Origin of the sequence: uncultured Roseibium sp. (assembly GCF_947499295.1) — a bacterium.
Taxonomy (GTDB): domain Bacteria; phylum Pseudomonadota; class Alphaproteobacteria; order Rhizobiales; family Stappiaceae; genus Roseibium.
In genome coordinates this window covers 14,166-28,618 of record NZ_CANMNP010000001.1, presented here as the reverse complement: position 1 = coordinate 28,618, position 14,453 = coordinate 14,166, and the positions used below count along the sequence as shown (strand labels likewise).

Here is a 14,453-nt window from a genome sequence, read left to right as displayed (position 1 = left end):
GGAATCGGTAAATGTGCTGACAATCAGCGTTTCAGGTGGCGGGTGAGGCGATCTTCGATCTTGTCCCAGATGCGCCGCAAAGTCTCGACGATCATCAGGTAAATCACCGCAGCCCAAATGTAGGCCTGGAAATCGTAAGAGCGGGAATAGGCGCGCCGGGTTTCGCCCATAATGTCGTAGATGGTTACGATGGACGCAATCGCTGACCCCTTGATCATCAAGATGATTTCGTTGCCGTAAGGGCGCAGGGCCACCATCAAAGCCTGAGGCAGGATAATTTTGAAAAAGGTCACGGGTTTCGAAAGGCCAAGCGCAGCAGCACCTTCCCATTGACCTTTAGCCACATTTTGGACTGAACCACGAAGAATTTCGGCCTGATAGGCAGACGTATTCAGCGAGAAAGCGAAGATCACGCAGTTGAATGCTTCACGGAAAAATCCCCAAAGTCCGACCGCTTCAAGTTCAGGCCTGAAGGAACCAGCGCCGTAATAAATCAGGAAAGTCTGCGCCAGAAGCGGTGTGCCGCGGAAGAAGTAGACGAATGCATAAGCGGGCGCAGAGAATATTTTCCAACTTGAGGAGCGCGCGAAGGCCACTGGCACACTCAGGATCATTCCAAGGACCAGCGACAAACTGACGATTTGCAGGGTTACCAGAAACCCATCGATATATTTTGGCCAGTATTTCTGGAAGAAGGGGCTCGCAACGCTGGTGCCCAGATACCAGACCAGCGACACACCTGCGACGATCCAGAGAGCCATCAGTGCGTTGCCAAAAATCCGTGTATTTGTCCAGGGACGCGGAGGGATTGGAGGGCGTTTGGCTCCGGTTTCAGGGCTGGCAGCAATCATCTTGAAGCCTCTCCCCGTTTGGACCAACGTTCAACACGGCTCAGCCCTGCAGATGAGATCATCGCCAAAACGAGATAAATGAGGCAGGCGAGCCCGAAGAACAGGAATGGTTCTTTTGTGACCCTTGCCGCGATGCCCGATTCACGGATCAGGTCGGCAAGTCCGATGACTGATACGAGCGAGGTTTCTTTCAAAAGGATCAGCCACAGATTGCTGAGCGCTGGGAGAGCGAGTCGGATGAGCTGAGGCAGAATAACAAGCGTCATTGTTTGATAACGGGACAGGCCCAGCGCATAGCCCCCTTCATACTGGCCTTGCGGTATGCCTCGAAATGCGGAGAGAAATGCCTCGGACGCGTATGACGAAAACACCAGTGCCAACGCGACCATGCCGGCGACGAACGAATTCACTTCGAAATAGACATCGAAGCCGAGCAGTTTAAGTCCTTGCTGAATGCCAATCTGGACACCGAAATAGACAAGAAAGAGCGTCAGAAGTTCCGGTAAGCCGCGAAATATAGTCGTGTAGATATTGGCGGCGAGCTTCAGACTGGGTTCTGTAGAGTTTTTTGCCAGAGCAATCAAAAACCCGAGGATGAGGCCAAAGGGCAGGGTGCAGATTGCCAGTGCGACCGTTATCATGACGCCGAGCGCGATAGTGTCGCCCCAGCCTTGTTCCCCAAACGATAGCAGCGTCAAAGCTTCATTCATGAGCCGGCGCTTCTTTCTGTCTTGTTGTTGTTGTTGGCCGCCCCTCCGGCCTTCTGCGGGCTATTACCCTACAGCAAAGCGCGGCACGCAAGCGCGCCGCGCTTATTTAGCGATCAATCCAGAATAAAATCAGCCGCCATACACGTCGAAAGTGAAGTACTTGTCGTTGATTTCCTGGTACTTGCCGTTCGCAATAATGGCTTCGATGGCCTGGTTGAACATTTCCTTCAACTCGCCGTCATCCTTGCGGATTGCAATGCCGGCGCCTTCGCCGTTGATCACAGGATCCGGCGTCAGCGTGCCGAGGATCTTGCAGCAAGCACCGTCATCGGTCGCAAGCCATTCGGACAATACAACCACATCATCAACGACTGCATCCAGTCGACCGCTCACCAGATCCAGTTTGTATTCTTCTGCAGTTGGGTAAAGACTCAAGTTGGCGGAAGAGAGCTTTTCCTCTGCATAATTGGAATGTGTAGACGAAGATTGTGCACCTAAATTTACACCTTTTAGGTTTTCGTCAGAAGTCCCTTCCAACTTTGAATCTTTTGGAACTGCAATTGCAGGTGGTGTGTTGTAGTACTTTGCAGTGAAGTCGACTTTTTCCTTACGCTCGTCTGTGATCGACATAGATGCAATGATCGCGTCGAACTTGCCTGCCTGAAGTCCAGGAATAATTCCATCCCAATCCGAAATGACAAATTCGCACTCGACCTTCATTTCTGCACAAAGTGCTTTTGCGATATCGATGTCGAAACCAACTAGGTCTCCATTGGCCGTCATATTGTTGAACGGAGGGTAAGCACCTTCTGTGCCGATGCGCACCTTGGACCAGTCTTTCGCCTCAGCGCCACCTACAACAGCCAGAACTGCAACGGCGGCCGCAGCCATACGCAATACACGCATATTTAGTTCCCCTAATCATTTTTCGCGGCGCAGACAGGTTCTTCCTGCCTTTTTGCCCGATGGCCCTATTCCATACACTTCAGACTGAATTTCAAGCATGTGCGCGAAAAAAACACAGTGTTAGCGTGCCTTTTTCGCATTCCCAGCGTGTATTCCGTTAGGGAAGGCAGCGTCTGGCTGTGGAAAATTGTTGCGCCTTGGATGTCTTCCTGAGTGAAAGTTCGCAGCTTTTTTGGAAACTGCGGAAAGCATGTTGCTGCAATCAACCGATCTTGGAACTCTTTTAATCGGGCGTAAAAACTCATGCGCGTTAAGTAAATTATGATGATTTTTAGCTTAATTTACGGAAATACTATAAGTATTATGATGAAGATTTGCGTTTCCGCAGTTTATTTTCAGTTGCGGATAATAGATCAATAATTTTCATCGAATTCATGAACTTCTTGAATTTGTATATCCCGATTCAGCATCGTACGAACTTCATCCAGCTCAGTGATGTAACTTGCTGATAGGCTGCGAGATCGACGAACTTGAAAGGAAATCCAAATGGCAGAGATTGAATTGTTCATTGGAAACAAGAACTATTCCTCATGGTCTTTCAGGCCCTGGATTGCCCTGAAACAAAAAGATGTTCCTTTTCGCGAAACCCTGGTTCCCTTTGATTTCGACAATGGCAATCCCGAATTCGCTGCCTTTTCGCCAAGCATGAAAGTTCCGGTGCTGAGGGATGGTGATCTGACCGTTTGGGACAGCCTCGCGATCATGGAATACGCAGCAGAGCTTTATCCGGAAAAGGAATTGTGGCCCGCGGATCGGGCAGACCGCGCGAAGGCGCGCGCAATTTCATCGGAAATGCATTCAGGGTTTTCAGCTTTGCGCGGAGCGTGCCCCATGAACATGCGCCGCCCGGTTGAAGCATTGAATGTCGATGACGCTGTTAAGGCGGATGTCGCGCGCATTGTCGATATCTGGAGCGAATGCCTCAATGCGTCCAATGGGCCTTTTTTGTTCGGAAGTTTTTCGATAGCAGACGCCATGTATGCACCAGTGGTCAGCCGGTTTGCCACGTATGGCTTGTCCGAAGATCCAATCGTTCGTCGCTACACGGAAGCATTGACCCAGACCAAGGCCTGGAAGGAATGGGAAACCGAGGCTCTGAAGGAGACTTGGTATGTCGCCGTCGACGAAATCTGAACAGGAATAGCGTCGGCTTTATCTGTGTGCCACCTGCAAGCCATTGTTGAACGCGCCGTGGTGATCAAAGAAGGTTTGCAGGCTGTCCACAAACCGGCGAACCTTCAAGGGGATGAACCGGTTCGACGGATAAACGGCATGAATGGGATGCGGCGGATACTGCCAGTCTGGAAGGACCAGCTCCAGCTCGCCTGATCGTAGAAGCGGGTCGATAAGCCACCGGTTCGCAAGGGTTATGCCAAGGCCGGCGAGGGCGGCTTGCCGCAACGTGGCCGTGTTGTTGACGATCATGGACGGGACAATGCGCACGGATAGCCGCTCGCCGATCGTACTGATAAACGGTACCCGGTCGCCGGTCGAGATATTGCGATAAAGCAGATAGTCATGATCCGGCAGATCGGCGGGGTGTTGGGGACGTCCGCGCCTATCGAGATAATCCGGTGAAGCAACCAGACACCTTTGTGCCGTTCCCAGCTTTCGGACAATCAATCGATCGTCGCTTATTTCTCCCATGCGTATAGCCAGATCCAATCGTTCCTGAATAACATCGACAAAGATGTCGGACAGCGACACATCAAGTAGAATTGACGGGTGGTTCTGCTTGAAGCGGATCAGAAAGTCCGACAGCACACTTTCAGAAAACCCCAAAGGCAGGCCGATCGATAGCGGGCCTGACATCTGTGCTTCATCGCTTTGAACAGAACGGTCGGCTTCGGCAATGCGGTCGAGAATATCGCGGGCATAGGCGTAATAGCGTTCTCCCGCTTCCGTCAGTCTCAATTGTCGCGTGGTTCGGTTCAGCAATCTGGTGCCAAGGTGGTCTTCCAGGCCACGAATCTGTTGGCTGACGGCCGGTTGTGAAATGCCAAGGTGTTTTGCAGCGGCTGAAAAACTCCCCAGTTTGACAGAATGAACGAACCCGGACAGCGCACTGATTTTTTCCATCGATCAAGGTTCCCAATAGCTCTAGGCGGTCAAGGCTTCTTATATAACTTTTGCTTATGAGTTTTATAAGATCTCGGGGACTTCAAAAACCATGCGAATGAAACACTTATGGAACAGCCCGGTTGCTCCTACCATTCCGGGTGTTCATCCGATTGCAATCACTTAAGGTCGAGCCTGGAGGCGTTCATGCCAAATTCTCGTTTTTCTCTCTCCAGACGTTCACTTCTTGGGGCCACAGCCGGAGCTGGAGCTCTTGCCGCGGCCGGGGGAATGTCAGTTCTGTCGGCGCCGGCAAGCGCCGCAGCTCCCAAAGCCGGAGCGCCAATGGCCGGTGCACTTCGATACAAGGTCGGAGACTTCGAAATCACTGCTCTGCTTGACGGCTACCTGGATGTTACCCCGGAGTTGGTCGTCGGCTACGATGCCGGTGAGGGCGAGAGACTTCGCGGCGACGCAATGATTGAAGGAGAGGCATTGCGTATCCCCGTAAACGCGTTTCTGGTCAATACCGGCGATCGGCTGGTTTTGGTCGATGCAGGCACGTCGGACGCGCTCGGTCCAACCATGGGACGGTTGCCCAATGCACTTGAGGCGGCCGGTGTCACACCTGATCAGATCGACGCATTGCTGATCACGCATATGCATCCGGATCACTTGTTCGGAGCAATTGACGGAGACGGCAAACCCGTCTTTTCCAATGCCGAGCTGATCCTGCCTGAAGTCGACAATGCCTTCTGGTTTGACGACGGGGCCATGAACGGCGCACCTGAACAGTTCAAGCCTTTCTTCTTGGGCGCCCGGCGTGTTGCCGAGGCCTACAAGGACAATCAAACGCTTGTTTCGGGTGACAAGGAAATTCTACCGGGAATTCAGGCGATGGCCTTGCCGGGTCACACGCCCGGTCACTCGGGTTATGTATTCGACAGCAACGGTGAAACACTGGTGATAGCCGGCGACATCATTCACATGACCGTTTATCAATTCGCAAAGCCGGATTGGGGCATCGGATTTGATATCGATTCAGGTCAAGCTGCTGAAACCCGGAAAAAATTCTTTGATCAGGCAGCGAGCGAAAAGCTCTTCTTCGCCGGCGCCCATATTCCGTTTCCGGGGATGGGCCATGTCGCACGAGAAGGCGACGGCTACCGGTTCGTCGCCGCTAGCTGGCCCTACGCCTACTAAACTTCGACTGATGGACCCGGCGCGCTGCGCCGGGTCCGGTTCTTACGCGCGAACTAACGAATGCCAAATTCCGAAAAGGGCAGAAACCGAACCAGGTCCCCCATTCGAATTTCCGTGGTTTCTTCCGGTATTTCAATCAATCCGTCGGCTTCTCTCAAGCCAGAAATCAACCCCGAACCATCACGCTGAAATTTTTGCGCCACGGGATTGCCATCGGGGTCTTTTTCCAGCCAACCGCGATAGAATTCGCGTCTGTCCGGTTTCTTCTTTGGCACCTCGAAAGCAGCTGGTACCTGATATCCTTGTGGCTCCAAGAACCTGCCGCCAGCCAGCACATTGATAACCGGACGTGCATAGAGCAGAAAGCAGACCATGGCGGCGACCGGATTGCCGGGCAGACCGAGAAAGGCGCAAGACCCGATGTTGCCGAACATCATTGGTCGGCCCGGTTTGATCGCCAGTTGCCACATGTATCGCTGACCCAATTTGTCGAGCAAACGCAGAATGTGGTCTTCTTCTCCAAGGCTCGCGCCCCCGGTTGTCAGCACAAGGTCAAATCGGTCCGCTGTTTCCTTCAATTTGGTCTCGATAAGCGTCGCATCGTCTTTGAGAATGCCGAGATCTTCAATCACGACCGGAAGCCCTGCACACAGCCCTCGTAACAGGAAATGATTGGCGTCATAGACATCGCCAACAGAAATGAGATCGCCGGGTCGGCGAAGCTCGTCACCCGTTGAGACCAGTGCAACCTTGAGCGTACGAAAGGCTTTGATCTCTGCCTGACCTGTTGAGGCGATGGCCGCCAGATCCTGTGGTCTCAGCCGGTGCCCTGCAGCCAGGAGCGCTGTTCCCTCCTTGACGTCCTCACCAGCTTTCCGGCAATTGGCGCCTTTCTTGAGGCCCTGAGGAACGATGACAAAGTCTTTCCCGTCCTGCTGGTGCGTCTCGCAGTCCTCTTGCATGGCGACAGTGTCCGCACCGGGCGGCATGACTGCGCCGGTGAAAATGCGGCCTGCTGCCCACGGACCTAGAGTGGCATCGCTTGCATGACCGGCGGCAATACGCTGCTGAATCTGAAAAAAACCTCCAGCTTCTTCAAAATCCGAATGACGGAAGGCATAGCCGTCAACCGCTGAATTGTCGGCGAGCGGAATGTTTCGTGGGGCGGTGATGTCTTCAGCGAGAATGCGTTCAAGCGCATTTTCGAGGCGCACCGTTTCAGTTTCTACAATTGTCGTAACTTGCTCTCTCAGGATATTCAGAGCTTCGTGATGACGCAGCCGTTGCTTGTCGTGCAAAAAACAGTCGTTAAGGACGGATTTGTCGCTCATGTGGCCGGCCTTTTCAGACCTGAATGGGATTCGATGAAATCCGCCATGGAACTAACATCGTTGAGGTCGAACACAGGCAGGGTTTCGTCTGGCTGAGCGTGATCCGCTGCAACAGCCAGAATGTTCGGATCTGCAGGCGCGAGGCGCCCGCGATCGCGAGTCTCGGTCCGTCTGGCTTCAATTTTGGCGTGGTTTTCCCGCTTGTATCCCTCGATCAGAATGAGGTCACACGGAGCAAGCCGGGAAAGAATTTCATCAAGCGGTGGTTCTTCTTCGCCCCGAAGCTCATGCATCAGTGCCCATCGGCGTCCGGACACAAGAGCGACTTCGCTGGCGCCGGCCTCCCGGTGCCGGTAGCTGTCGGCGCCTGGCCGGTCGATATCGAAATTGTGGTGTGCGTGCTTGACGGTAGACACTTTGAACCCACGCGCGGTGAATTCGCCAACAAGGCTGGTAACAAGTTGTGTTTTGCCGGAGTTTTTCCAGCCGGTGATGCCGAAAACAGGGGTTTTTGTCATGTAAGCGCTTTGCGGACGGTGTTCAGGTCTTCGGGCCGATTGGCGTTGAAAAACGGATCCAGACCGGTGGTCGCGTCGGTGTTGAAGGAAACTTCGACACTGTCGTGCCTGTCGACAAACGCGAGTACCTTGCCGCTCTGTCCGGTGGCCAGCCAGGTATGAAGGTCCGAACACAGACTGACCGGCCAGAGGCCAAAGACGGGATGCAACTTGTCTGACGATGTGGCGAGCGCGATCACGGGTTTTTCTGATGGAACCGAAGAGCAGAGATCTTTGACGAGAGTTGCCGGAAAAAAGGGTGTGTCGCCGGCAACCGAAACAACATGGGTTACGTCCGGTCTGTGTTCTTTGACATAAGTTAACCCGGCAAGAATGCCCGCCAGAGGTCCGGCGAAACCACCGATAGGGTCCGGAACAACACTCAGCCCGAATTGTTCGAAACGGCTCGGATCTCCGTTGGCATTCAAGACAATGCTGTCCACTTGAGGCGACAGGCGGGCGAGGATCATCTCGAGCATTGTCTTGCCGCCGATATCCAGAAGGCTCTTGTCGCCACCTCCCATGCGCCGGGACTGACCTCCGGCCAGAACGCAGCCGAGTACATTTTCAATCGGCACACTCTTGCTCATAGCGTTCATTCCGCTGGCACGCTCCCTTTTCGCTTTATCTTGTCCGGCTCATCGCTTGCCTGCGACGGATCCATGTCAAACTCGATCCTTTCGGCTCCCGAAAGGGCGACGAAGCGTTTTCCCTTGGCGCGGCCAATCAAGGTCAGACCGGCCTTGCGTGCAAGCTCGACACCCCACGCGGTAAAACCGGACCGCGATACAAGTATCGGAATGCCCATCATTACGGTCTTGATGACCATTTCGGATGTCAGCCGGCCCGTGGTGTAGAAAATCTTGTCATGGGCGGGCACGTCATTCAGGACCATCCAGCCCGCAATTTTGTCGACTGCGTTGTGGCGACCGACATCTTCCATGTAGACCAGCGCGTTGTCTTGCTTGCACAAGACGCATCCATGGATAGCGCCTGCCTCAAGATAAAGGGACGGGGTCGTATTGATGGTCTTGGACAGCGCATAAAGCCAGGATGTTTTCAAACGCGCTTCCTTTGACAAGGCAACGGTTTCAAAACCTTCCATGATGTCGCCAAATACGGTGCCCTGGGCGCAGCCTGATGTACGCACCTTTTTCTTCAGCTTTTCCTCAAAATCGGTCTCACGCTGTGTGCGCACGACAACGACCTCAAGATCATCATCGTATTCGATCTCCGTGATGACATCATCGTCGGCGAGCATGTTCTGGTTCTTAAGGTAACCCACGGCAAGAAGATCGGGATGATCACCGATTGTCATCATCGTGACCACTTCTTGCCTGTTCAGGAAAAGCGTTAGGGGTTTTTCCGTTACGACCCGTGTCTCGACCGCTTCACCGTTTTGGTCAATTCCTTGAACGGAGGTGGAGAGTTTCGGATCAAGAGGGTTGGGTTTTAGAACATATTGGCCTGTCACAGCCTGGCGACTCCGCATGTGATTGTTTCGCAAACACTATGGGAGCATGACGACAAAGGGCAAGGCGTCAGGTGGACCAACGCGGTAGATTTTTTGAGAAGACTTGATTGCCCGTAGTCGAAAGTCTGTGGAGACATCCGGCTCTGAAGGCTGCCGAACAGTTTGGGACACGAGGCAGCAGCCCAGAGCAGGCGCGTCAGATGCTTGAGACGTGGACCGTCGTCAGATCCGTGCCACTCAGATCATAAGCATGTCGTTGGTCAGGCGACCTTCTTGCAGCTCTTTGGCAAAATGTCCGAAAGCTGCATAGGCTTCTTCACGTGTCACATCACCTGGATGATCGAGCAACGGGCGCAGGACGTCATGCTGTGATGCTGCAATGCCGTCACTCAAGTCCCGGAAGAACATCAGTGAATTCGGGAACATGCGGAAGTCCGCCGGTTCATGAATGATGCCTTCAATGGAGTGCAGCCGAGGATCGTTCATGACACAATAAACGGTGTCGAGCACTTGACCGGTTTGCCCTTCCAGAACCTGAACAATGTGCTGATCAACGAGAAGAAGAGCCCCGGTCACACCAGCCTTTCGATTGATTCGCCGTATGCGCAGAAGGGTTTTGTCGATTTCGTCGGGCAGCGGCAGATGCATTTTGTTCCATCTGATCTGGCTGCGGTAACAAGCGCGATAGAGTTCCATGGCGTGTCCCATCTTTTTTGCCGATGAGATCAGCGTGCGCCTCAATTCCTCACATTTGCTTAAAATTTGGAACAAATCCGAAGAAGAGCTGAAAATCACGTGGATGTGTTGGCTAGTGTTCCCAGGCCTTGTGCTTCAAGGGTCTGTGCGCAGTATTAGAAGATTGCGTAAAACAACGCGGCCTCATCTTTATGTGGAAAAGTGCACTAGCGTTCTTCGGCAAGCTTGAATTCCAATCCGGCTCTCACGGTTGGCCATTCATGAGGAAGAATCGAATAAACGGCGGTGTCTCTCAAGGAACCATCCGTGGTCCTCATGTGGGATCGCAGGACGCCATCGAGTTTCGCGCCGAGACGCTCGATAGCTGCGCGACTTTGCCGGTTCATGAAATGCGTCCTGAATTCAACGGCGATGCATTGCAGTTCCTCAAACGCATGCGTAAGCAACATGCGCTTGCATTCCGTATTCACTCGCGTCCGCTGGACGGCTTTTCGGTACCATGTCGAACCGATTTCAACCCGCTTGTACGTCGCGTCGATGTTCATGTAGGTGGTCATGCCGACCGCCTTGCCGTCGGGCGTCAGGACAGCAAAGGGAAGCATTGAGCCACTTTTTTGCAAGCCGAGCCGACGGTCGATTTCAGCCGGTATTTCACTTGGTTTCGGCACCGTGGTGTACCAGGCTTTCCACAAATCGCCTTCATTGGCCGCCTCGGCAAGATCAGCTGCGTGCTCTTGTGACAAGGGCGCAAGCGTTGCGTATTGGCCGGTCAGCGTGACGGGAAGGGGCCATGTCATAGTGCGACTCCTGAGTAACCTTACAATGGGACTAAAAGGGGCGTTCTTCACCCGTCCATTTGAAAAATTTACCGGTCTCTGCAATGGAAAGACTGTCAGCGATATCCAAGATACCGTCCGCGACGTCCTTCGGGCAATTGTCGGCTGAAGGGCCGCCCATATCCGTGCGAACCCAACCGGGGTCGATCAGGGCAACCGGGATGCCTTCCGCTTCAAGCTCGGTGGCAAGGCCTTGCATGACCTTGTTTACGGCGGCCTTCGAAGCGCGATAGGCAAGAGTGTCCGACTTGCGATACCCCATCCAGGACATTTGGCTCGAGATTGTCAGTATCCTGCCGGCGCTGGAGCGTCGCAGGTGCGGAAGGAAGGCATGTGAGACCGCGAGCGGAGCGATAGTGTTGATGGCAATCGTTTCGCTAAATCCGGCCATGTCCATATCGAGCGGAGATTGCCGCTGAGGGCCTATGACACCGGCATTGTTGATCAGCAAGTCGACCTTATCGGAAAGCAAAGCTGCCGAATTCTGGACGCTGTCATGGTCTGTCACGTCGAAAACCAGGGGAATGAATCCTTCGCCAAGGGACTTGGCGGTTTCATCTGCGGCTGCATCTGTGCGCGCAGATCCGAAGACGGTCCAGCCTCTGGCAAGTGCTGTTCGCGCCAATTCATATCCAATCCCGCGGTTGGTCGCGGTGATAAGGCAAGCCGGCATGGCAAAGTCCTGTAGTTTGATTGCTTCGAGGGAATCCTGAACGGACCTCCGTGCGAAGACTAACTTCGGACTTTCGCACTGCAAGGCAAATATTGTCCTCATGGTTTCATCGGGACAATCGGCCGAACGTCCAGTTTTCGAACTAAAATCGACACAGGTTGTTGCCTTGGCCGCGCTTCAAGGCTCCAAAAAAGTCGCCGGTTTCAAGATTGAAGGTTTGAATTTGCGGCAATGGGCAATACCTAGGGTTTGGACAGTTTTGGGGCGCAGGACTCATATGTGCAGCATTTTGACAGATTGCTTTTGATGTCAGGAAAACTAGGGTTCCCTAGGTTTTTGCCCCAAAGGGCAGCAGAAGTCGGATCAGTCGACAGGACAAGTGAATGAACGAGAGCATTAAATCAGCGGTCATGGAGCGCCTCAGGCAGATTAAAGGGCCGGATCTTGAAGGAGATATCGTTTCTCTGGGACTTGTCTCCGATGTGTTTGTCTCCGATGGCCGGGTGGCCTTTTCCATAACAGTGCCGGCAGAGCGCGCGCAGGAGTTGGAACCCCTTCGCCAAGCAGCCGAGAAGGTCGTCAAGGAAGTTGATGGCGTTCAAAATGCAATGGTCGCGCTGACCGCAGAACGTGCACCCGGTGCCGCCAGAAACGCACCGCAACCGACTGCGCCGGCACCCCGGGCCCAACCGGCCCGGGAGGAGCAAGCGCCTGCCAAGCCAGGTGTTCCCGGTATTCGGCACATTGTTGCGGTTGCTTCCGGCAAAGGCGGCGTCGGCAAATCGACAACAACAGCCAATCTCGCGCTCGCGATGGCCGCAAACGGACTGAGGGTAGGTGTCCTTGATGCCGACATCTACGGGCCATCCGTTCCCAGGCTCTTCAATGTATCAGGGAGACCGGAAGCCGATTCTGGACGTGTGCTGAAGCCGTTGGTCGGATACGGCATCAAGGTCATGTCCATGGGTTTCATGGTCGAAGAGGAAACACCCATGATCTGGCGCGGACCGATGGTGATTTCCGCCCTGACCCAGATGCTTCGAGAAGTCGCCTGGGGAGATCTGGACGTTTTGGTTGTCGACATGCCACCTGGAACCGGTGATGCGCAGCTGACCATGGCCCAGCAGGTCCCCCTTGCTGGTGCGGTCATCGTGTCGACGCCTCAGGATTTGGCGTTGATCGATGCACGCAAAGGCCTGAACATGTTCAAACGCGTTGATGTTCCTGTGCTCGGCATCGTGGAAAATATGAGCTACTTCCTCTGTCCTGATTGTGGCGGACGGCATGACATCTTTGGTCACGGCGGTGCGAGGGCGGAAGCTGAACGCTTGTCTGTGCCATTCCTGGGCGAGATCCCACTCACGATGAAGATCCGTGAAACGTCTGACGCAGGAACACCGATCGTCGTGTCCGATCCGGAAGGTGCTATGGCCGAAATCTACAAGGACATTGCAACCAAGGTTGTGGCTGGCATTCAACGCGCTGAGAGTTCGCCGGAACGGGGAGCTCCCAAGATCGTCTTTGACTGAGAGCGGTCACTTTCGAATTTGCAGACAAGCCGGCGGCACATTGTGAGTTGCCGGCTTTTTTATGGGTGAAAGCTGCGTTTTGCGCGGAAGCCGGCAGAAGCGGTATACGATCGTGACACAGTCATTCAGGTTGTGTTTGATGCGACTCGAAAATCTGAATCAATTCTCCAGAAAGGTAAGTTTTTTCATCCAGTTGAAAGCTGACTGGTTGTATCAATAGCGCTTTTCACAACCGGATCACGCCGGTCACTTATGGTAGCCCTATCCTAAGCTGTTTTCGGCAAAGGAAAAATAACAAGGGTTCCTTCCTGGGCATGAAATCCGGCCAAAGACACGCGACAGAAAAGGCTGCAAGGCCTTCTTTAGCTGTACTGATAGCGGTTTCGACCGTCAATCCGCTTGCAATGCAGATTTATCTGCCCTCGCTTGCGGGAATGATGATTGTTTTTTCCGCAACTGCTGGCGAAATCCAGTTGTCAATGTCCGCATTCTTTGTTGCCGTTGCCGTGTCGCAACTGATTTGGGGGCCGCTGTCTGATCAATATGGCCGTCGTCCCGTGATCATTGTCGGCATGACACTGTTCGTGATCGGCAGCGTCATGTGCCTTTTTGCGCCTACGATCGAAGCTCTGATCTTTGCCCGCATCTTGCAGGCCGCCGGTGGTTGCACCGGAATGGTTCTCGGCAGAGCCATCGTGAGGGACCTATATGGTCCAAATCAAGCTGCCAGTATGATCGGGTTTGTCACCATGGGCATGGCCGTTATGCCCACGATCGGCCCTGCCATAGGCGGTTTGCTCGATGAGTTTTTCGGCTGGCAGGGTGGTTTTGTGTTGATGCTATTCCTCGGTATCGGGGCTTTGTGGGCAAGCATCTACAAATTGCCGGAAACGCATACAGAAAGAACCAAAGTCGGGCCGCGGCAAGTTGTGAAATCCTATACGGAACTGTGCAGGGAACCGCTGTTTTGGAGCTATGCACTGACGGCTGCTTTTTCCGCGCTGACCTATTTCGCCTATCTCGGGGGCGCGCCCTATATCGCCGCCGGAATGTTGTCACTCAGCGCTGCTGAAATGGGGTTCTACTTCATGTTCGTGGCGCTTGGTTACATAGCCGGAAATTTCGTATCAGGAAAATTTGCCGAACGGGTTGGTCTGATGCCAATGATCATGGCAGGTACGCTGATCGGAATTCTCTCGGTCTCGATCATCGCGACCTTCACTTATTTCAATGGTTTGTCGGCGCAGATCCTGTTTTTGCCAATGTTCTTGCTTGGGCTGGGGAACGGCGTTTGCCTGCCAAGCGCGCTGTCAGGCGCCGTCAGCGTCCGGCCTGAACTTGCTGGTTCGGCTTCTGGATTGACTGCATCGCTGCAAGTCGGCGCTGGTGCGATCACCGGTTCATTTGTCACCTGGCTTTGCACCGGCAGTGCCATCGCGGGTTCGCCTTGGGGCATGATCATTGTTATGGCTGTCGGAATGCTTCTTAGTCTCGGAGCAGCACTTTCGGTGCGCCATCTTTCGGCGCGGCATTCATTCGTGCCCGCCGAATAGCGCAAATGTTCGTCTG

15 protein-coding genes are annotated in these 14,453 nt (G+C 53.8%); 4 read left to right on the top strand and 11 right to left on the bottom strand.

Annotation, left to right across the window (positions count from 1 at the left end; translation table 11 throughout):
• Positions 1-23: 23 nt before the first annotated feature.
• The 3 genes from Q0835_RS00155 to Q0835_RS00145 form a co-directional block, all read right to left on the bottom strand.
• Positions 24-851: an ABC transporter permease gene (locus Q0835_RS00155; RefSeq protein WP_298814123.1), complete on the bottom strand. Its 828-nt coding sequence runs from the start codon at positions 849-851 to the stop codon at positions 24-26.
• The gene (locus tag Q0835_RS00150; RefSeq protein WP_298814121.1) at positions 848-1,561 is read right to left on the bottom strand and encodes an ABC transporter permease; all 714 of its coding nucleotides are present in this window, start codon (positions 1,559-1,561) and stop codon (positions 848-850) included. Before Q0835_RS00150 ends, Q0835_RS00155 begins: the two co-directional genes overlap by 4 nt.
• Positions 1,562-1,690: 129 nt before the next feature.
• Positions 1,691-2,467, bottom strand: coding sequence for an ABC transporter substrate-binding protein (locus tag Q0835_RS00145; protein ID WP_298957680.1), 777 nt, complete (start codon positions 2,465-2,467; stop codon positions 1,691-1,693).
• 546 nt (positions 2,468-3,013) lie between these two features.
• Here Q0835_RS00145 and Q0835_RS00140 point away from each other — a divergent pair.
• Positions 3,014-3,661: a glutathione S-transferase family protein gene (locus tag Q0835_RS00140; protein ID WP_298957678.1), complete on the top strand. Its 648-nt coding sequence runs from the start codon at positions 3,014-3,016 to the stop codon at positions 3,659-3,661.
• Positions 3,662-3,679: 18 nt separating this feature from the next.
• Here Q0835_RS00140 and Q0835_RS00135 read toward each other — a convergent pair whose 3' ends face one another.
• The gene (locus tag Q0835_RS00135) at positions 3,680-4,606 is read right to left on the bottom strand and encodes a LysR family transcriptional regulator (RefSeq protein ID WP_298957676.1); all 927 of its coding nucleotides are present in this window, start codon (positions 4,604-4,606) and stop codon (positions 3,680-3,682) included.
• Positions 4,607-4,792: 186 nt separating this feature from the next.
• Between Q0835_RS00135 and Q0835_RS00130 the strand changes: the two genes are divergently transcribed.
• Positions 4,793-5,788, top strand: a complete 996-nt coding sequence (locus Q0835_RS00130; RefSeq protein ID WP_298814113.1) for an MBL fold metallo-hydrolase — start codon at positions 4,793-4,795, stop codon at positions 5,786-5,788.
• A gap of 53 nt (positions 5,789-5,841) precedes the next feature.
• Here Q0835_RS00130 and glp read toward each other — a convergent pair whose 3' ends face one another.
• The 7 genes from glp to Q0835_RS00095 all read right to left on the bottom strand — a co-directional run bounded on the left by glp (position 5,842) and on the right by Q0835_RS00095 (position 11,355).
• A complete protein-coding gene (gene glp / locus Q0835_RS00125) occupies positions 5,842-7,119 on the bottom strand; it encodes a gephyrin-like molybdotransferase Glp (RefSeq protein WP_298957674.1) in 1,278 nt (425 codons plus the stop codon).
• Positions 7,116-7,637 carry a molybdopterin-guanine dinucleotide biosynthesis protein B gene (gene mobB / locus Q0835_RS00120; protein WP_298814109.1) on the bottom strand — a complete coding sequence of 174 codons (522 nt, stop codon included), beginning with the start codon at positions 7,635-7,637 and terminating at the stop codon, positions 7,116-7,118. Before mobB ends, glp begins: the two co-directional genes overlap by 4 nt.
• On the bottom strand, positions 7,634-8,266 hold the full coding sequence (gene mobA, locus Q0835_RS00115; protein WP_298957672.1) for a molybdenum cofactor guanylyltransferase MobA: 633 nt from the start codon (positions 8,264-8,266) through the stop codon (positions 7,634-7,636). Before mobA ends, mobB begins: the two co-directional genes overlap by 4 nt.
• Positions 8,267-8,271: 5 nt before the next feature.
• Positions 8,272-9,168, bottom strand: coding sequence for a formate dehydrogenase accessory sulfurtransferase FdhD (gene fdhD, locus Q0835_RS00110; protein WP_298957670.1), 897 nt, complete (start codon positions 9,166-9,168; stop codon positions 8,272-8,274).
• Positions 9,169-9,387: 219 nt separating this feature from the next.
• On the bottom strand, positions 9,388-9,846 hold the full coding sequence (locus Q0835_RS00105; RefSeq protein WP_298814102.1) for a BLUF domain-containing protein: 459 nt from the start codon (positions 9,844-9,846) through the stop codon (positions 9,388-9,390).
• 206 nt (positions 9,847-10,052) lie between these two features.
• On the bottom strand, positions 10,053-10,643 hold the full coding sequence (locus Q0835_RS00100; protein ID WP_298957666.1) for a GNAT family protein: 591 nt from the start codon (positions 10,641-10,643) through the stop codon (positions 10,053-10,055).
• Positions 10,644-10,674: 31 nt separating this feature from the next.
• On the bottom strand, positions 10,675-11,355 hold the full coding sequence (locus tag Q0835_RS00095; protein WP_298957665.1) for an SDR family oxidoreductase: 681 nt from the start codon (positions 11,353-11,355) through the stop codon (positions 10,675-10,677).
• A gap of 383 nt (positions 11,356-11,738) precedes the next feature.
• Between Q0835_RS00095 and apbC the strand changes: the two genes are divergently transcribed.
• Complete coding sequence (gene apbC, locus Q0835_RS00090) at positions 11,739-12,884, top strand: iron-sulfur cluster carrier protein ApbC (protein ID WP_298814096.1); 1,146 nt, start codon at positions 11,739-11,741, stop codon at positions 12,882-12,884.
• 314 nt (positions 12,885-13,198) lie between these two features.
• Complete coding sequence (locus Q0835_RS00085) at positions 13,199-14,437, top strand: multidrug effflux MFS transporter (RefSeq protein WP_298957663.1); 1,239 nt, start codon at positions 13,199-13,201, stop codon at positions 14,435-14,437.
• Positions 14,438-14,453: the final 16 nt, after the last annotated feature.